17 protein-coding genes are annotated in these 17877 nt (G+C 55.4%); 13 read left to right on the forward strand and 4 right to left on the reverse strand.

Annotation, left to right across the window (positions count from 1 at the left end; all coding sequences use genetic code 11):
* Positions 1-180: 180 nt before the first annotated feature.
* The 4 genes from QWI16_RS09060 to QWI16_RS09075 are packed head-to-tail and all read left to right on the forward strand — an operon-like array spanning position 181 to position 5763.
* Positions 181-2019 carry an extracellular solute-binding protein gene (locus QWI16_RS09060; protein WP_302712506.1) on the forward strand — a complete coding sequence of 613 codons (1839 nt, stop codon included), beginning with the start codon at positions 181-183 and terminating at the stop codon, positions 2017-2019.
* A gap of 24 nt (positions 2020-2043) precedes the next feature.
* Positions 2044-3132: a microcin C ABC transporter permease YejB gene (locus tag QWI16_RS09065; protein ID WP_302712508.1), complete on the forward strand. Its 1089-nt coding sequence runs from the start codon at positions 2044-2046 to the stop codon at positions 3130-3132.
* A complete protein-coding gene (locus QWI16_RS09070) occupies positions 3132-4151 on the forward strand; it encodes an ABC transporter permease (RefSeq protein ID WP_441294557.1) in 1020 nt (339 codons plus the stop codon). Before QWI16_RS09065 ends, QWI16_RS09070 begins: the two co-directional genes overlap by 1 nt.
* 4 nt (positions 4152-4155) lie before the next feature.
* Entirely contained in the window at positions 4156-5763 is a 1608-nt protein-coding gene (locus QWI16_RS09075; RefSeq protein ID WP_302712510.1) for an ABC transporter ATP-binding protein, read from the forward strand.
* On the opposite strand, the gene QWI16_RS09080 is transcribed toward QWI16_RS09075, so the two are convergent.
* Both QWI16_RS09080 and gloB read right to left on the reverse strand, forming a co-directional pair.
* Positions 5747-7318 carry a lytic transglycosylase gene (locus QWI16_RS09080; RefSeq protein WP_302712512.1) on the reverse strand — a complete coding sequence of 524 codons (1572 nt, stop codon included), beginning with the start codon at positions 7316-7318 and terminating at the stop codon, positions 5747-5749. The genes QWI16_RS09075 and QWI16_RS09080 overlap by 17 nt on opposite strands.
* Before the next feature lie 70 nt (positions 7319-7388).
* Positions 7389-8243: a hydroxyacylglutathione hydrolase gene (gene gloB / locus QWI16_RS09085; RefSeq protein WP_302712514.1), complete on the reverse strand. Its 855-nt coding sequence runs from the start codon at positions 8241-8243 to the stop codon at positions 7389-7391.
* Positions 8244-8292: 49 nt separating this feature from the next.
* Here gloB and QWI16_RS09090 point away from each other — a divergent pair, with 49 nt between their 5' ends.
* The 9 genes from QWI16_RS09090 (at position 8293) to msrA (ending at position 16580) form a co-directional block, all read left to right on the forward strand.
* A complete protein-coding gene (locus QWI16_RS09090; protein WP_302712516.1) occupies positions 8293-9108 on the forward strand; it encodes a methyltransferase domain-containing protein in 816 nt (271 codons plus the stop codon).
* Positions 9095-9526 (forward strand): ribonuclease HI, encoded by a 432-nt coding sequence (gene rnhA, locus QWI16_RS09095; protein ID WP_302712517.1) that lies wholly within the window; start codon positions 9095-9097, stop codon positions 9524-9526. Before QWI16_RS09090 ends, rnhA begins: the two co-directional genes overlap by 14 nt.
* A 60-nt stretch (positions 9527-9586) precedes the next feature.
* Positions 9587-10315 carry a DNA polymerase III subunit epsilon gene (gene dnaQ, locus QWI16_RS09100; protein WP_302712518.1) on the forward strand — a complete coding sequence of 243 codons (729 nt, stop codon included), beginning with the start codon at positions 9587-9589 and terminating at the stop codon, positions 10313-10315.
* Between the two features lie 245 nt (positions 10316-10560).
* Positions 10561-12282 carry a FimL-related protein gene (locus QWI16_RS09105; RefSeq protein WP_302712520.1) on the forward strand — a complete coding sequence of 574 codons (1722 nt, stop codon included), beginning with the start codon at positions 10561-10563 and terminating at the stop codon, positions 12280-12282.
* Positions 12283-12288: 6 nt separating this feature from the next.
* Positions 12289-13083 (forward strand): NAD(+) diphosphatase, encoded by a 795-nt coding sequence (nudC, locus tag QWI16_RS09110; protein ID WP_302712522.1) that lies wholly within the window; start codon positions 12289-12291, stop codon positions 13081-13083.
* Positions 13084-13101: 18 nt separating this feature from the next.
* Positions 13102-13755, forward strand: coding sequence for a cation/multidrug efflux pump (locus QWI16_RS09115; RefSeq protein WP_302712524.1), 654 nt, complete (start codon positions 13102-13104; stop codon positions 13753-13755).
* Positions 13756-13779: 24 nt separating this feature from the next.
* Positions 13780-14829 (forward strand): protease SohB, encoded by a 1050-nt coding sequence (gene sohB / locus QWI16_RS09120; RefSeq protein WP_302712526.1) that lies wholly within the window; start codon positions 13780-13782, stop codon positions 14827-14829.
* Positions 14830-14911: 82 nt separating this feature from the next.
* A complete protein-coding gene (locus QWI16_RS09125; protein ID WP_302712528.1) occupies positions 14912-15901 on the forward strand; it encodes a YhdH/YhfP family quinone oxidoreductase in 990 nt (329 codons plus the stop codon).
* A gap of 31 nt (positions 15902-15932) precedes the next feature.
* Positions 15933-16580, forward strand: a complete 648-nt coding sequence (gene msrA / locus QWI16_RS09130) for a peptide-methionine (S)-S-oxide reductase MsrA (protein WP_302712530.1) — start codon at positions 15933-15935, stop codon at positions 16578-16580.
* Here msrA and QWI16_RS09135 read toward each other — a convergent pair.
* Positions 16577-16849 carry a hypothetical protein gene (locus QWI16_RS09135; protein ID WP_302712532.1) on the reverse strand — a complete coding sequence of 91 codons (273 nt, stop codon included), beginning with the start codon at positions 16847-16849 and terminating at the stop codon, positions 16577-16579. The genes msrA and QWI16_RS09135 overlap by 4 nt on opposite strands.
* On the reverse strand, positions 16846-17577 hold the full coding sequence (locus QWI16_RS09140) for a phosphoadenylyl-sulfate reductase (RefSeq protein ID WP_302712534.1): 732 nt from the start codon (positions 17575-17577) through the stop codon (positions 16846-16848). Before QWI16_RS09140 ends, QWI16_RS09135 begins: the two co-directional genes overlap by 4 nt.
* Positions 17578-17877 lie beyond the last annotated feature (300 nt).

The following is a 17877-nucleotide window of genomic DNA, read 5'->3' on the forward strand; positions in this document are numbered from 1 at the left end:
TCAGATAAATGATTGCCTCAGGCCCCGAAGGGGGTTGTACACTATGGCACTTCTTTCCGTACAATTGGTCCGAGTGATCGGTTCGATGTTTAAGCCGCTGCCTGACCAGGCTTTGCGGCGTCCGTCGTACCTTCTCCGGATCACTTAGAATCCCAGGTTTCCACGTGAGAGTGACAGACTATGAGTTGGCTTAGAGTGTTCGCAGGCTATGCGTTGGTGGGAGTCGCCCTGACTACCCTGGCTCAGGAGAACGATCAGACCCCGGCAGAACAATCCGTTGAGATTATCAAGTCACACGCCTTTGCCGAGCGCGGAGACCCGAAATACGGCGCGGATTTCACCCATTTTGCCTACGCCAATCCCAATGCGCCAAAAGGTGGGGAGCTGGTTCTCGCCACCATTGGCACCTACGACAGCTTCAACCGGTACGCCTCCCGTGGTGATGCAGAGGTCAATAGCGAAGCGTTTTACGACTCTCTGATGATCGGTAATGACGACGAAATCGGTGTTTACTATCCGTTAATCGCACAAAGCCTGGAATACCCTAGCGACTTTCGCTGGGTTATCTTTAACCTTAACCCCGCCGCCCGGCACCAGGACGGCGAGCCGATTACCGCTGAAGACGTGGTTTTTACCTTTGATAAATTTATGGAAGAGGGCGTTGCTTTTGTCAAACAGCGCTACGCTGATGTCACAGGCGTTGAGGCTTTGGGCGAGCACCGCGTTAAGTTCAGCTTTGGCTCTTCCAATAAAGACCTGATCGGCAGTATGGCAAGCCTTCCGATTCTGCCCAAGCATTACTGGGCCTCGCGCAATTTTTCAGAACCTCTCTCTGAGCCGCCCCTGGGCAGTGGAGCCTATCGCGTCAGTGATTACAAAATGGGTCAATCCGCCACCTATGAGCGGCTGAAGGATTACTGGGCCCAAGATTTACCCAGTCGTAAAGGTTTGATGAATTTCGATAAAATCCGCTATGACTACTATCGTGATGACACGGTTAGCCTTGAGGCCTTCAAGGCGGGCGAGTTTGACTTTCGGCGCGAAAGTGTGGCCAAGCAATGGGCTGAGGGTTATCAGGTGCCAGCGGTTACCCAAGGCAAGATTGTGAAAGAAGAACTTGAGCACTCCATTCCTCAAGCCATGCAGGCGTTTGTGTTCAATACCCAGTTTAAACACTTTCAGGACCGCCGGGTGAGACAAGCCCTTAACCTGATGCTGGACTTTGGGTGGCTGAACAAAAACCTGTTTTATTCTTCCTACGATCGCAACGAAAGCTATTTTGAAAATACGCCGTTTAAGGCCGAGGGGAAGCCTTCTGATGAGGAGCTGGCGATTCTCAAGCCCTTTGAGGAGCAGTTGCCGGCCGAGGTGTTCGGCGAGGTATGGCGGCCCAACAAAACGGATGGCTCGGGTCGTATTCGCACGGAAATGCGTGAGGCACTGGCGTTGCTCAAAAGCGCGGGCTGGGAGCTGAAAGACAAGAAGTTGGTCAACAGCGCTACCGGCGAAGCCTTTTCCTTTGAAATCCTGCTCTATTCTCCCACCATGGAGCGCGTGACCTTACCTTTTATTCGCAACTTGGAGCGAATCGGTATCACCGCTAACATTCGGATGGTGGACTCCAGCCAATATTTAAACCGCTTGCGTTCGCGGGATTTTGACATGACTCCTCAGGGATACAGCGCCATGCCTTACCCAATGACGGACATGAAAATTATTTGGCACTCTGATTACATCGACTCGACCTACAACCAGGCGGGCGTTCAGGATCCTGTTATTGATGCGCTGGTCGAGCAAATCGCCGCAAACCAGGAAAACGAAGACAAGCTGATGGCGCTGGGTAAAGCTTTTGACCGGGTGGCGTTGTGGAATTTTTATGTCATCCCTCAGTGGCACTCTGACAGTTTCCGCATTGCTTACTGGAATAAATTTTCCCGCCCGGACGTCCGCCCGCAGTATTCCATCGGGCTCGATTCCTGGTGGTACGACAGCGCAAAGGCGAAGGCCTTGGGTAAGTAGCGGGTTTAGACTGGAGAGCTGCTGTTGGCCGCCTATATTGTCCGTCGTTTGTTGCTGGTCATCCCCACCCTACTGGCCATTATCACCCTGAATTTTTTTATCGTTCAGGCGACTCCCGGAGGTCCGGTTGACCAGGCAGTGGCTAAGATGCTCGGGATGGGCGAGGGAGCGCTTGAGCGTATTACCGGTAGTCATTCAGACAGTAACGGCGGCTTGGCCGAAGCGGGTGGGGCCGACGATACCAGAGGCGCGCGCGGCCTCGACCCGGAAGTGATTGCCGAGATTGAGAGACAGTTTGGTTTTGACCGCCCACTGCACGAGCGGTACTTCACCATGCTCTGGGACTACATTCGCTTCGACTTCGGCGACAGTCTGTTCCGTGCCGACTCGGTTATTGGTTTGATTGTCGATAGGCTCCCTGTCTCTATATCCTTGGGGCTTTGGAGTACGCTGATTATCTATCTTGTGTCGATTCCTTTGGGAATCCGCAAGGCGATGAAGCACCACAGCCATTTCGATATATGGACCAGTTGGGTCATTGTTATTGGTAATGCCATTCCAGGCTTTCTATTCGCAATTTTGTTGATAATTGTATTCGCTGGCGGTTCGTACCTCGATTGGTTTCCGCTGCGTGGCTTGGTGTCGGACAATTTTGCCGAGCTGACTTGGTACGAGAAAGTTATTGACTACTTTTGGCATCTGGCGCTGCCGATTTTGGCTATGGTGATCGGCGGTTTTGCCACTTTGACCATGCTGACCAAAAACTCTTTTCTTGATGAGATCAACAAGCAATACGTTATGACCGCGCGTGCCAAGGGCGCAATGGAGCGCCGAATATTGTATCGTCATGTATTTCGCAATGCGATGCTGATTATCATTGCCGGCTTTCCGGCAACCTTTATCAGTATGTTTTTCACGGGATCGCTGTTGATTGAGGTGATTTTCTCCCTTGAGGGCCTGGGGCTGCTTGGGTTTGAATCGACCTTGCAGCGGGATTACCCCGTCATGTTCGGCACGCTCTACATCTTTGGCTTGCTGGGCTTGCTTATTGGTATTGTCAGTGACCTGGCCTATACCTGGGTCGATCCGCGTATTGATTTCGAGAGCCGCTGATGTTGAGTCCGTTAAATCGCGAGCGCTGGCACAGATTCAAGAAAAACCGCCGTGGTTTCTGGAGCCTTTGGTTGTTTCTTGCGCTCTTTTTGCTCACTCTGTTTGCCGAGCTTTTGGCCAACGATGTACCCCTGTTGGTGAAGTACGATACCGACTGGTACTTTCCGGTGGTCCGTAATTATTCCGAGCTGGAATTTGGTGGTGACTTTGATGTGGCTGCCGACTATCGCGACCCATATATTGCCGAGCTGATTCAGAGCAACGGCTGGATGCTATGGCCGCCGGTTCGCTTTGACTTTCAGACAATCAACTATGACCTGCCGACGCCTGCGCCCAGCCCGCCCAGTGCCGAAAACTGGTTGGGTACCGATGATCAAGGCAGAGATGTGCTGGCGAGGCTGGTGTACGGCTTTCGCATTTCCGTGGTGTTTGGGCTTATTTTAACTCTCGCGACCTCCGTGGTGGGTATTGCCGCCGGCGCCTTGCAGGGATTTTATGGGGGTAAAGTGGACTTGATTGGCCAGCGGTTGCTGGAAGTGTGGTCTAGTGTGCCAACTTTGTTTGTTTTAATCATTATCGCCAGCCTGGTGCCTCCCAGCTTTTGGATACTCTTGGTCATTTTGTTGTTATTTGGCTGGATGGCTCTGGTCGGGGTGGTACGGGCGGAATTTTTGCGGGCGCGCAATTTAGAGTATGTGCTGGCCGCTCGGGCGATGGGTGTCTCTGATCGTGCGATCATCTTTCGCCACCTCTTGCCCAATGCCATGGTGGCTACCATCACGTTTATTCCTTTTTTATTGGTAGGCGGCGTGACCAGCTTGACAGCTTTGGATTTTCTCGGCTTCGGACTGCCGCCTGGCTCCGCTTCGCTAGGAGAAATGGTGGGGCAGGGAAAAAACAACCTTCACGCTCCCTGGATAGGTATTTCCGTCTTTATGGTGTTGGCGATTATGCTGACGCTGTTGGTATTTGTGGGTGAAGGCGTCAGGGATGCCGTAGACCCAAACCGGACCCGTTGATTTTATGAGCGAGCCTGTACTGCGCATTACAGACTTGAGCCTGGCGTTTCATCAGGAGCAGACCCTGATCCCCGTGGTTAAGTCGCTGAACCTGGAAATTCAGCCAGGCGAGGTCCTGGCCCTCGTAGGCGAGAGTGGCTCGGGGAAGTCGGTGACGGCGCAGTCGATTCTCAAGCTGCTGCCCGCAAGCGCTGCTGTTTACCAAAGCGGTAGCATCGTCTACGGCGGTGATGATTTGCTGGGCTGCAACGAAAAATCGCTGGCCCGAATCCGCGGCAACCGGATCAGTATGATCTTTCAGGAGCCGATGACCTCGCTGAACCCATTGCACACCATTGAAAAGCAACTGGCAGAGGTGCTGTTTTTGCACAAGGGGCTATCCCCGGTCAAAGCGCGAAAGCCGGTGCTTGAGTGGCTCGAGCGAGTCGGGATTCGTGACCCGCAAAAGCGCTTATCCTCTCTGCCTCATGAACTCAGCGGCGGCGAGCGCCAACGGGTCATGATCGCCATGGCCTTGATCAACGAGCCTGATCTGCTGATTGCCGATGAGCCTACGACAGCTCTGGATGTCACTGTGCAATCGCAAATTCTCCAGCTTCTCAAGCAGCTGCAACGTGACCTCAATATGGCGGTTCTGTTTATTACGCACGACTTGAAAATCGTCAAGCGCCTGGCTGATCGTGTGGCCATTATGCGTGCCGGTCAGATATTAGAAGTAGGGCAAACGAGCGAAGTGTTCTCCAGCCCAACGCACGAGTACACCCGTTTGCTGCTGGCGTCCGACCCAGGGGAGGCCCCTTCACCCGTAAAACCCGATGCTGAGCCTTTGTTGGAGGTCAAGCGGTTACGTACCTGGTTTCCGGTTAAGCGCGGAGTGTTTAAAAAAGTCGTCGACCATATCAAGGCCGCCGATGACATCAACTTTACCTTGCGTGTTGGTGAGACGCTGGGCATTGTCGGAGAAAGCGGCTCGGGCAAGACGACGGTTGGACGCAGTATTTTGCGCTTGATCGCCAGCGAAGGTCAGGCGGTCTATTATGGCTCGTCGCCAAAAGATCTGTTCGGTCTTTCAGCCAAAGCACTCAAGCCACTGCGCCGCGAGTTGCAAATTATTTTCCAAGATCCCTACGGCAGCCTCAGCCCGCGTATGTCCATAGCGGAGATTATCGCTGAAGGATTAGAGGTTCACGAGACCATCTCTGCCGAAGAAAAAGAGCATCGGGTTATTCAAGCGCTGACCCGTGTGCGGTTAGACCCTGCCGTGCGACACCGCTATCCCAATGAATTTTCCGGTGGGCAGCGCCAGCGAGTGGCCATTGCCAGGGCGCTCATTCTCAAACCCAGATTGCTGGTGTTGGATGAGCCCACCTCAGCCCTGGACCGCTCAGTGCAAAAAGAAGTCGTGGATTTGCTCAAGCAGCTGCAACAAGACTACGCCATGGCGTACGTGTTTATCAGCCATGATCTGGATGTCGTGCGGGCAATGAGCCATAAAATTATCGTGATGCGCCGCGGACAAATTGTCGAATCGGGCACTGCAGAGCAACTGTTTCGTGAGCCTGAGCACGAGTACACCCGCACTCTGCTGCAATCGGCTAGCGCCCCTTTGTGACGTCGACAAACAAAGTCAGAGATTGGCCTGGGTGAATATAGCCTTTGCTGGATACTCCGTTCCAGCGAGTGATGTCTTTAATGCTGACATTAAATTTATCGGCAATGCGTGCGAGTGAGTCGCCAGTGCGCACCTTGTAAGATAACTTGCGTGTTACTCCCGTGCTGTCGGTTTCCGGTGCTTTGCTCCAAACCACCAGTGTTTGTCCGGGCTTGAGGGTTTCCCTCGGTGACATCCCATTCCAGCGCGCCAGAGCGCTCACGCTGACCTTGTGGTGGTTGGCGATGCGCCAAAAGCTGTCGCCCTTGCGCACGGTATAACTGACCTTGATGCTATCGGCGCCACCTGATGCCTTGCTCTGAGTCCTCTCGCGCCGCTGGTTAGCGCTATAGGCGTAGTGTTCACCCTCCATGCTGGCTTTGGGTATTAACAAGGTATCGCCGGCCCGTATTCTTGAAGAGCGCAGGTTGTTTGCGCTCTGCAATGCTTCGGCACTGGTATTGAACTGTCTGGCGATTTTGATCAATGAATCGCCCGGGGCAATTGTATAGCGACGCCAGCTAATACGCTGCGTTTGGGGGACTGCGGCAAGCGCCTCGGAAAAGCTGTCGGACTTTGCCGCAGGGATCAGCAAGCGGTGGGGGCCGTCCGGGTCTGTCGCCCAGCGGTTAAAGCCAGGATTGAGCAGGTAGAGCTCGTCCATCGTGATACCGGCGAACTCAGCTGCTTGGGCCAGATCCAGCTGGGAGCCAACGTCGATAGCAACAAAGTAGGGAGCGTTGCCAAGTGGTGGCAGGGTAATCTGGTAGCTTTCCGGGTCGGCGATAATTTTTGACAGCGCCAGTAGTTGCGGTACATAGGCGCGGGTTTCACGCGGCAATTTGAGCGACCAGAAATCGGTTGGCTTGCCCGCTTTGGCATTGCGAGTGATGGCGCGTTGCAGGCGACCCTGGCCCGTATTGTAGGCGGCCAGGGCGTGCAGCCAATCGTCATCGAACAGTTGGTGTAACCGCTGCAGGTAGGACAGGGCGGCATTGGTGGAGTCAATGACGTCCCGCCGGCCGTCGTACCACCAGTTTTGTTTGAGGCCGTAGTCCGAGCCTGTACCAGACATAAACTGCCACATGCCGGTAGCCGTGGCGTAGGAATAAGCAAAAGGGTCAAACGCACTTTCTACTACGGGCATCAGGGCTATTTCTAAAGGCAAGCCCTCTTCTTCGACGCGCTGGGTAATGTGATACAGGTATCTCTGTCCGCGGGTGAATACACGCTCAATGTATTCGGGGTGGCTGGCGTACCAGTTGATGTACTGCTCTAGCTGTGGGTGGTCGTATTGCTGTAGGGCGAAACCCGCGCGTATCCGCTCCCACAAATCCTCCCCGTTCGTTGCTTCATCGGGTTTTTCGGGCGGTGGCACCGGCTCTGGCACAGGCACTGGCTCGGCTTGGACGATGGAATCGGAAATCTCTTCAGGCTTGTGGTTTAGAGCAGCCCCGCAGCCGGTGAGGGCGAAGGCTAGAGCGGTTAAGACGAGGGTAGAGCTGGCAGCATTCATGCAGTTGAAGCGGTCTTGGTCGTTATAAGTCCGTCGATTCTAGGGGTTTGCAGCCGGTGGGTCAATCGGGTCAAAAGTGGTCTTTCCAGCGGCGGATTTCGGCAAATACCTCCGCTTCTGTCGCCAGGGTCGCTCCCGCATGGGTCTCGGCGGCTGCGGCAACGGCCGGTTGGTCTGTGCGCAAAAAGGGGTTAGTGGCCAGCTCAAGCGCCAGCGTGAGCGGCACAGTGGGCTCGGATTGGTCTCGCCTGGCCTGCTCGCTATCACGGCGCCGTTGCAGAGCGGCGTTTTCCGGCTCGACCGCCAGCGCAAACGCAATGTTGGCAAGGGTGTACTCGTGAGAGCAATAAATCCGGGTCTCTGCTTCCAGTGACGCCAGTCGCTTTAACGTCTTGAGAAACACTTCCGGTTCGCACTCAAACATGCGTCCACAACCGGCGCCAAAAATATTGTCGGCGCTGAACAGGGACGCCGGCTGTTCGCCGCGTCTCGGTAACAGGAAGGCGATGTGATCCAGAGTATGCCCCGGTGTGGCCAGGACCTGAAATTCTAGCCGGCCCAGCGTCAAGGTGTCGCCTTCAGAAAGCGTATGAGTGACCTGGGGTATGCGCTCGCTCTTTGGGCCATATACCGGCACCGGGTGGGTGGATAGAAGCGAGTCGATACCATCTGTATGATCCCAGTGATGGTGGGTTACCACTATGCCGCTCAATGTCAGACGGTGCTTTTGCAGCGCATCGCGCACAGGCGCAGCATCGCCCGGATCAAAAATATAGGCTTCGGGCACCTGTTCATCGGGCTGCAAAAGCCAAAAATAGTTGGTTTTCAGTGCCGGTAGGCAATACAGTCGCACGCGCACCTCTGTTTTGATTGCACTCGATCCACCCGTGGCCTGTTCTGCCAAGCGGTGGCTGTCATCGGGCATCGCCGTCTGTTATTTTATCAGCTCGGGTCTATGGCTTACAGGTGGGTCTATGGCGATAAACAACAAGGTCTGCCCGCCAGAGCAGGCCGTGCCGGCACTGACGGATTGGTTTGACTCTCCTCAAGGGCAGGCCGTTCTCAAAAGCCAGCGCTCGGACATTGATCAGGCGCTGGCTTGCCTGTTCGGGTATCATCTGTGCCAAATCAGCGTATGCCGTCATCTGAACCTCAGTGCGAGTAGCCGAATACCCCACACCTTTGCCCTCAACCCTCAGGCGCACGCCAGTGCCTCTGCAGCGGCTCAAGGTGAGCAGGGGGCATGTGACTTGCGACGCCTGCCCTTGGCGCCCGAGTCGGTGGATGTTTTTGTGCTACACCACGCCCTGGATTTCAGTCAAACACCGCACCAGCTATTGGCCGAGGCGGCGCGGGCCACTATCGCGCGGGGCCATATTGTGATTGTGGGTTTTAACCCCTGGAGCTTGGTGGGCGGCTGGCACATCGCCAAGCGCCTGACGAGCCGCCAGCCTCTCTGGCGCCATCAGCACCTGCGCCTCGGGCGGTTGTTTGACTGGTTCGCGCTGCTGGATCTCGAACCGGTTGAGGTCCGCCGTGGCCACTACTGGCCTTTTGCCCGCGAGGCATCTGGGCGCTTAGAGCGGGGCATGCGCAGCATAAACGCCCCTTGGGGCAGTTACTACATGGTGACCGTGCGCAAAGATGTGCCCGGAGTGCTGCCGGTCAAACCGCGCTGGAAAACCATGGATATCGCCGCGCTAGGGGGCGTATCCGGAAAAGTGAGCGGCCGCTCAATGCGTCGCTCCACCAATCCTGAAAAACGAGAAGCAAGGTGTGAAGCAGATTGAAATTTTTACCGACGGCGCCTGCCGCGGCAACCCGGGCCCCGGTGGTTGGGGAGCGCTGCTGCGCTACAATGGCAAAGAAAAGGAGCTCTACGGTGGCGAGCCGGCTACCACCAATAACCGCATGGAGCTCAAGGCGGCTATTGAGGCGTTACGAGCCCTGAATGAGCCCTGCGAGGTGATCTTGACCACAGACTCCCAATATGTCCGCAAGGGAATTAGCGAGTGGTTGGCGGGTTGGAAACGCAATGGTTGGCGCACCGCCGCCAAAAAGCCGGTAAAAAACGACGATTTATGGCGCGAGCTGGATCAGCTGAGCGCGGCCCACCGCATTGACTGGCGCTGGGTCAAGGGCCATAGCGGCCACCGTGAAAATGAAAGGGCCGATCAATTAGCCAATCGAGGCATTGATTCTCTCTAGTAACCGGCAATCATGATTGCCCGCCGTCACAGAGCTATGCCCGCTGAATAGGTAGATACTATGAGCGTTACAACAAGTCAGCGACAGATCGTGCTGGATACCGAAACCACTGGCCTTGAGGCCAGTCAGGGCCACCGCATTATCGAGATTGGTTGCGTTGAAGTGGTTAATCGCAAGTTGACCGGCAACCACTATCATCAGTACATCAATCCTGAGCGCGAAGTGGACGCGGGTGCCATGGAGGTGCACGGTATCACCAATGAAATGCTGGCGGACAAGCCCGTTTTTGCGCAAATTCGCGATGATTTCATGGCCTTTATTGCGGGAGCCGAGCTGGTGATTCATAACGCCCCCTTTGATGTGGGCTTTATCGACACGGAGCTGCGGCGTCTCAATCCCGCGCACGAGACCATTGCGCTGACAAACTCTATTGTCGATTCATTGGTGCTCGCCAGGGGCAAGCACCCCGGACAGAAGAATAATCTGGACGCTCTGTGCAAGCGCTACGGTGTCGATAACTCCCAGCGCGAGCTGCATGGCGCTCTGTTGGATGCGGAAATCCTCGCAGACGTCTATCTTTTGATGACCGGTGGTCAGACCTTACTGTCTCTGGGCAGCAGTAGCAAGGGGGGGGACGGCGGCAGTGGCGTGGAAGATATTCGCCGGCTCGACGCCGGCAGACCGTCTTTGAGTGTCATTCACGCCAGTGACGAAGAGCTGGCGCGGCATAGGGAAAAGTTGGAGCAGATCGCTTCGGCCAGCGGTGGGCATTGCCTTTGGCAGGAGTAGTGCGACCGCTTTGGCACTTCTTGCCTCCCGGCGCGCTTGCCAATTGAAGTCTGATAGCGGTTTAATGTAATTTCGAACTTTAATGATTAACCTGTTGCCAGCAATAGTAAAAAGTACTGAGCCGGCCAAGGATTGGTCACCGAATTGAGCAAACGCTGCCGCACCGCAACCCCAAGGGGCCGGACGGCAGCCTTGTGAGGCGGTGCTCAACTTCTCAGGTCGAGGCAACCAGCAGGAAGATAACCGTGACTACAGATACCGCTGAGAGATTTAATCCGTCTTCACTGAAGCTGGTTCATAACGAACTGGTCGCCACCATAGAGTCCGCCGCTTCCAGGCTGGAGCAGTTTGCCGCGGACCCCAACAACGGCGAACTCCTGCAGCTATGTATCGACGACATCAAACAGATTCGCGGCACACTCAGCTTACTGCAGTTGCGCGGTGTGGATCTGTTGGCCGAGGAGCTTGTGGCCCATATTACCGATATTCCCCTCGGCGATGACCCCGCAACCCTGACCAAGCTCGACCGTATTACCTCGGTGTTTTTTATCCTGCCTCGCTATCTGGAGTATTGCACCCAAACCGGGCGCAGCATGGCCGTTCTGCTGATACCGCACATCAACGATTTGCGACTGGCGCGCAAAGAGCCAGCGCTGCCCATGAGTCACTACTATCCGCTGGATGTCACCGCGGTGAATCGTCCGGCCCAGCGCCAGCTGGATTTTCCCGAGGATTTCCGCAATGTGGTGCGGCGGCTGCGCCATATGTACCAGGTCGCGATGCTCAATGTGCTGCAGGGCAAACAGGTCGCTCCCTCATTGGGCATGATGGCGCGCGCGCTTGAGCGGTTGGACAAAATCAGCGGTAATCGCCCCATGGGCCAGTTGTGGTGGGTGGCGGCCGAGGTGTTTACCAGTCTCGCCAAAGAGCAATTACAGCTCAGTAAATCCCGCAAAATGTTGTTTGGTGCCATTGACCGGGACATCAAGCGCGTTCAATTTGAAGGAGAATCGGCGCTTGAGCGCAGCGCCAATCCGGCGCTGCTGAAGGATCTGGTCTATCAGGTTGTGCTGGCGCGCACGGGCAGCGAGCGCGCAGGCGCCATTATTCAGGCCTATTCAGCCCCGGCACTTCCCTACAATGAGGTGGAGTTGATTCGCGAGCACGAGTATTTGCGCGGCCCCAGTGCGACAACGGTTACCTCCATGACCGCGGTACTGCAAGACGAGCTCAGAGGCACAAAAAACATTCTGGAGCGCGCGGCTCAGGGCGGTGTCGAGTTGCTCAAAGAGAGCCCGGAGCTGTTAGATACCCTGAAAAAGGTGGCCGACATCCTCGCGGTGGTGGGGCTGGTGTCCCCCAGTAACTCCCTGAAAGAAGAGATCGCCAAGATCGCCAGCTGGCAAAATGGCTCGGTGGAGGCTCAGGCGGATGATTTGCTGACCGTCGCTGATACCATGCTCTATATCGAGAGCACCGTGACCGGGCTTGCAAAAATGAATCTGTCGGAGGAAAAGCTGGCCAAGCTCAACGCGTTGTCGCGCGAAGAGGCCTTGTCCAGCAGCCAGGTCATGGAGGCAGAGGCGCTGGTCATTGAAGAGGCCGAATCCGGCCTGGCCCTGATCAAGCGTGCTCTAAACGCCTACTCCGAATCCAACTACGATATCGGTCATATCAAAAACGTAGCCTCGACACTCAGCTCGGTGCGCGGCGGCATGCTGGTGCTCAACTTAAAGCGCGCCGCCAAAGTGGTGTCCGCTTGTGAGCGCTTCGTTAATGAAGCGCTTCTGGGTGGGCAGCAGCTGGCCGCAGTCCAGCACTTGCTGGAAACCTTTGCCGATGCGGTGATCAGCCTCGAGTACTATCTCGACGCCATCAAGTCCGATAAAGACGCCGACACCAGTGTTTTACAAGTAGCAGAGGAAAGCCTACAGGCGCTCGGCTACCCGGTGGCGGGGGAAGGCTAGGAGGGAATGAGCGACTCCACCGCGCTTGCCTGGCTGGTGAGCGGTGACCGCCTGGCGGTAGACAAGCATGGCGCTCCTTTACGAGTTGATCCCGCGGTCTTGTCGCGCTCGCAGCTGGACGCCCTGATGGTCATTAACCCGGCGCATGGGCAATTGGCACTTGTCAGTGAAAAGGCCTTGCCTGAGGTGGGGCAGTGGCTTGGACTCCGGGAGTGCCTGGGGCATTTTAGCGAGGCGGAGTTTGCCGAGGCCGGCCGCGCCCTGCAGCTTTCCCACTGGTGGTATTCCCATCAATTTTGCTCCCGCTGCGGCGGGAACCTCACTGGCCCCGAGCCCCAGCAGCTGGCCCGTCAAGAGTTTGTGCGCCGCTGCAATCACTGTAGTATGTCCTTTTACCCTAGGCTATCGCCCTGCGTGATCGTACTGGTTACCCGGGGAGAATACTGCCTGCTCGCTCACCACGCCCGCGCCCGGCGGCCAGTTTTTACGACCCTGGCGGGCTTTGTTGAGGCCGGCGAGCGCATTGAGCAGACGGTTCATCGCGAAGTTGCCGAGGAGGTGGGGATCGAGGTCAGGCAGCTGCGCTATGTCGAGAGCCAGAGCTGGCCCTTTCCCGGACAGCTAATGTTGGGCTTTTACGCGGAGTACGCGGGGGGCGAGCTGAAGCTTCAGGAAGACGAAATTGTCGACGCCGGCTGGTATCGCTACGACGCTTTACCGCATGTTCCACCAGCAGGTACTATTGCCAGGCGCCTGATAGACGGGTTTGTCGAGGCGTGCGAGAACGCAAAAGCAAGGTGATAAGGGAGGCTCCAGACAGTGGTCTATAGTGCTTTAGCTGCCGTGGCGGGGCTGTTTTGCCTGCTGGTGGCGTATATGGCGGTGCGATTGCTGCTCAAGGACAGCTGGATTCTCGGCTGGCTGCGTGGCATGTTTGGCTTGGCGCTCCTGGCGTTGGCGGTGCTGTTTGGCTTTGTCGCGCTTGATGTGTTCAGCTATCAGCAAATCCAAAAAGAGGAAGTGATAGCGACTCTCAGTTTTGAAAAACTTGCCGAACAAAAATATCGGGTGGTGTTGGCGGATACCAAAGGTAATGAAAAAACCTACGATATTTTAGGCGACCAATGGCAGCTTGATGCGCGCATCATTAAGTGGAAAGGGGCCTTGGCCAACCTTGGCATCAAGCCGGGTTATCGCCTCGATCGTATTGCCGGACGCTATTATTCCCTCGAGATGGAGCGCGAAGCCGAGCGCACCGTCTACGCCTTTAACGAAAGCCGGTTCGGCGTTGACGTCTGGGCCTGGCTGCGCACCGCCAAGGAAACCCTGCCGATTGTCGATGCGGTTTACGGCAGTGCCACTTACCTTCCGATGGCTGACGGCGCGCTCTACGAAGTCAATTTATCGGGTACGGGTTTGGTGACCCGGCCGCTGAACGATACCGCACAAAAAGCCGTGGGCGACTGGCAATAACACACTAAAAAATTGGAGTACTGTTTGGAATTTTTAAGCGATTATGGCCTGTTTCTGGCCAAGGCAATGACCGTGCTGGTGGTTTTTGTGATTGTTCTGGCGCTGATTGCCAACAGCAAGCAAAAGGGCAGTAGCGATAAGGGGTACATCAGTGTAACCAGCCTCAACGAAAAATTCGAAAGCTATACCGACACGATAAAATCGGCGGTGCTGGAAAGCCACGTGCTCAAGCTTGAGCACAAGCTCAAGAAAAAGCGCGACAAGCAACAACGGCGACAGGAAAAACAGGCGGAAAAATCCGGTACAGATGGTGTCAGACGCAAGCGCGTTTTTGTGCTCAATTTTGACGGCGATATCAAAGCATCTGCAGGCAATAATTTGCGTGAGGAAATCACCGCGGTGCTCGGCTTGGCGCAGGCCGAAGATGAGGTGGTGGTAAAGCTCGAAAGTGGTGGCGGCATGGTGCATAGCTACGGGCTGGCGGCCAGTCAGCTTACGCGGATTAAGGAGCGCAATATTCCCCTGACCGTTTGCGTCGACAAAGTGGCGGCCAGCGGCGGTTATATGATGGCCTGCGTCGCCGATAAAATCATCGCGGCGCCTTTTGCAGTACTCGGATCCATTGGTGTCGTAGCTCAATTGCCAAACTTTCATCGGCTGCTAAAGAAAAACGATATTGATTACGAGCTGTTTACTGCAGGCGAGTATAAGCGTACGGTCACTATGTTTGGTGAGAATACCGACAAGGGTCGTGAAAAGTTTCGCGACGACATCGAGAAAACGCACGTGCTGTTTAAAGATTTCGTTAGCGAGCATCGGCCCGTTGTGGATATCGATAAAGTGGCCACAGGGGAGGTCTGGTACGGGCGCAAAGCGCTGGAGATCCAATTGATCGACGACATCAAAACCAGCGATGGCTATCTGCTCGATCAGTACCCCGATGCCGATATTTATGCCGTGGAGTTTACGCAAAAAAAATCTTTGCCGGAAAAGCTCGGCTTGGCAGCCGAAACGGCGGTCGATGGCATAGCGACTCGCTGGATTGAAAAAGCATCGCCCAAGCGCTGGTTTTAAGCGCCCTTTGGGTAGGCAATAAAGGCGGCTTTTCAGGACCTTAGCCGCCTGCAAATATCTTTGAAAATGCCTGGAGTGATCTATGAAGGATTACAAGGCGGTCCGGGTCGAGCAGCTGGGCTCGGGCGACTTTCGCTGTACGGTGAAGACTTTACCGCTCTCATCCCTGCCAGATAACGATGTGCTGGTAAGAGTTGTTTTTTCCGCGCTGAACTATAAAGATGCATTGAGTGCCTCCGGTCATCCCGGGGTCAGTCGTCACTTTCCCCATACCCCTGGCATAGATGCCGCCGGCGAGGTGGTTGAAGATCGCAGTGGCCGCTTTGCTCGGGGCGATCCGGTGCTAATCAGTGGCTATGATTTTGGTATGGGCTCGCCTGGGGGACTGGCGCAGTATTGCCGAGTGCCTGCTGAGTGGGTATGCCCATGTCCCGGCTCCCTAAGCCTTTTCGATGCTATGGTTTACGGCACGGCTGGCGTCACGGCCGCCTTGGCTTTACAGAAGATCGAGCGAGTGCGCGAGTTTCGCGCCCAGGATTCGTTTGTGGTAACGGGCGCATCCGGCGGTGTGGGATCTGTTGTGGTTTTGTTGGCGGCGAGCAAGGGGCTAAAGGTCACCGCGATCAGCGCCAAAGAAAGCCAGTTCGAGCGATTGAAGGCGCTCGGTGCCAGTGACTGTTTACCGGCGCACACATTGTCTGAGGCGAGTGCAAAGCCGCTTCTTGGCGAGCGCTGGTGCTGTGGGTTGGATACCCTTGGCGGGGAGACGCTGGTGAACCTTCTGAAGTCAACGGTCCGTGAAGGTGTGATTGCCAGCTGTGGCCTGGCGGCGAGCCCAGCACTGAATACATCAGTTTACCCGTTCATTCTGCGGGGAGTGTCCCTGTTGGGCATCGACTCGGCGGAGCAGAGCCTCTCGCTCAAACAGTCACTCTGGACGTTTCTGGCAAATTGTCCACTGAACGACAAATCGAGCCTGCTGGCTCACACCATTGAGTTAAACGAGGTTCCCGCTGCGCTCGATCAGATGCTGGCCGGCAATGGCTCGGGGCGGGCCCTTGTCAAACTCTAATTTTTGAATTCATTAATCTGGGGAGCGCATCATGCTCTTTAACAGCAAAAAATTGCAAATGCCCACTGCAGAGCAGGCGCTGCCGGGCAGGGCGGAGCCTCTGGTGGTTGACGAGACACACTTCGTAAAAGGGGTACCCATTAAGCCGCCTTTTCCATTGCAGATGCATTGGTTTGTCGCTGGGCTGGGCTGTTTTTGGGGCGCAGAGAGACGTTTTTGGCAGACGCCAGGCGTCTACACAACGGCAGTGGGCTATGCCGCGGGTTTCACGCCGAATCCAACCTATGAAGAGGTGTGCAGTGGGCAAACCGGACACAACGAAGTAGTTTTGGTTGTCTTTGATCCGGAGCTTGTGAGTTTTGCGCAACTGCTAAAGGTGTTTTGGGAGGCCCATGATCCGACCCAGGGTATGCGCCAAGGCAACGATCGCGGCACCCAGTATCGCTCGGGGCTGTATTTGCCGGAGCAGGCGCAGCGCGAACTCGCCGAGGCAAGCCGCTCGCGTTACCAAGCGGTTTTGCACCGGGCAGGTCTTGACGATATCACCACCGAGATTCTTCCGCAGACGCCTTTTTACTATGCAGAAACCTACCATCAGCAATACCTGGCAAAAAATCCTGGCGGTTACTGCGGTCTAGGTGGCACTGGGGTGAGCTGTCCGGCCGACGAGACTGTTTAGGCTTCCAGCACTTCCATGAGAAATTTCATATAGACGGTATAGATCTGTGCGGGCTGGCCGCTCTCTTCCACAATAAAAAAAGGTGCCCGGTCGACATCATACTGTTTGGCCAGCAGCATCCCCGCACTGTTGGGATCGGTTTCGTGAGCTTCAACAATTTCGTCAATGCGCGCAAGGTGCCCCGACGCCTCAAGCCGCTGCAGTACATCGGCGCATTTGCGACAGGGCGAGCCGTCGCTCAGTATTTTCTTGACCAGGGTAATCTTCATGAGGGTTGCTCAATATTGCTGGCATGCAGACCGCATTCTTTTTTGGTTGCCTCTTCCCACCACCAGCGACCTTCACGCTCGTGCTGGCCGGGGCCGACGGGTTTGGTGCAAGGTTCGCAGCCGATCGAAATAAAGCCCCGATCGTGTAGTGGGTTGTAGGGGACCTCATAGGCGCGGATATAATTCCAGACCTCCTCCGAGCTCCAGTTGGCCAGGGGGTTGAATTTGGTCAGGGACTCTCCTTCGCGGGCAAACGCCTTGTCATCCTGGATTACCGGAATCTCGGCTCGGGTACCGGGGCTTTGATCCTTGCGCTGTCCGGTGATCCAGGCATCCACTTCCAGCAGTTTTTTCCGCAAGGGTTCAATTTTGCGTATGCCGCAGCACTCCTTATGAGTGTCTTCATAGAAACTGAACAGGCCTTTCTCGCGAACCAGTTGGCGCACCGCCTCGGCGTTCGGTGACAAAATGTCTATGTCAATGCCATAGTGTTTACGCACGGTTTCGATAAATTGATAGGTCTCCGGGTGCAAGCGCCCGGTGTCCAAACAAAACACGGACACATCCGGGCGTATGCGGCTCGCCATATCGACTAAAGCGACGTCTTCTGCTCCGCTGAAAGAGATGGCAATGCGATCAAAGTTTTCCAGCGCATAACGCATGATACGGTGGGGGCTTTGGCCAGACAGGGTCTTTTCAATATCCACTGAGGCGATGGTATCGGTCATTAGGGGGTCCTGTAATCACGCTTGCACGTGTAATGATGCTTAATAGTCTAATGGCGCGAAGGATACCAGAGCCCAACCTGGCTTCCCAATAGCTGTCTTGCATTAGGTTATAACCCCTGTAGTAGATCTGTGAAACAATGGTGACAAAATGCCCTTAAAGAGCAATATTTGTACAAATATGGTGTGCGGTTCGGCTTTTAACCACTAGATGTGGTGTCGGAGGTTTTGTTTTATCTGGCTTTTCCTGTAAGTTTCCACTAACACCGACTCTTCTTTGGTTATTTATAATTGTTTTTTAGC

Origin of the sequence: Gilvimarinus algae, from assembly GCF_030518215.1 — a bacterium.
Lineage (GTDB): Bacteria > Pseudomonadota > Gammaproteobacteria > Pseudomonadales > Cellvibrionaceae > Gilvimarinus > Gilvimarinus algae.

What these genes read in the sequence shown, in the direction of transcription:
- QWI16_RS09060 (WP_302712506.1), top strand. Translation starts at nt 181, where the DNA reads ATGAGTTGGCTTAGAGTGTTCGCAGGCTATGCGTTGGTGGGAGTCGCC.
- QWI16_RS09070 (WP_441294557.1), top strand. Translation starts at nt 3,132, where the DNA reads ATGTTGAGTCCGTTAAATCGCGAGCGCTGGCACAGATTCAAGAAAAAC.
- QWI16_RS09075 (WP_302712510.1), top strand. Translation starts at nt 4,156, where the DNA reads ATGAGCGAGCCTGTACTGCGCATTACAGACTTGAGCCTGGCGTTTCAT.
- QWI16_RS09080 (WP_302712512.1), bottom strand. Translation starts at nt 7,318, where the DNA reads ATGAATGCTGCCAGCTCTACCCTCGTCTTAACCGCTCTAGCCTTCGCC.
- gloB (WP_302712514.1), bottom strand. Translation starts at nt 8,243, where the DNA reads ATGCCCGATGACAGCCACCGCTTGGCAGAACAGGCCACGGGTGGATCG.
- QWI16_RS09090 (WP_302712516.1), top strand. Translation starts at nt 8,293, where the DNA reads ATGGCGATAAACAACAAGGTCTGCCCGCCAGAGCAGGCCGTGCCGGCA.
- dnaQ (WP_302712518.1), top strand. Translation starts at nt 9,587, where the DNA reads ATGAGCGTTACAACAAGTCAGCGACAGATCGTGCTGGATACCGAAACC.
- nudC (WP_302712522.1), top strand. Translation starts at nt 12,289, where the DNA reads ATGAGCGACTCCACCGCGCTTGCCTGGCTGGTGAGCGGTGACCGCCTG.
- QWI16_RS09125 (WP_302712528.1), top strand. Translation starts at nt 14,912, where the DNA reads ATGAAGGATTACAAGGCGGTCCGGGTCGAGCAGCTGGGCTCGGGCGAC.
- msrA (WP_302712530.1), top strand. Translation starts at nt 15,933, where the DNA reads ATGCTCTTTAACAGCAAAAAATTGCAAATGCCCACTGCAGAGCAGGCG.
- QWI16_RS09135 (WP_302712532.1), bottom strand. Translation starts at nt 16,849, where the DNA reads ATGAAGATTACCCTGGTCAAGAAAATACTGAGCGACGGCTCGCCCTGT.
- QWI16_RS09140 (WP_302712534.1), bottom strand. Translation starts at nt 17,577, where the DNA reads ATGACCGATACCATCGCCTCAGTGGATATTGAAAAGACCCTGTCTGGC.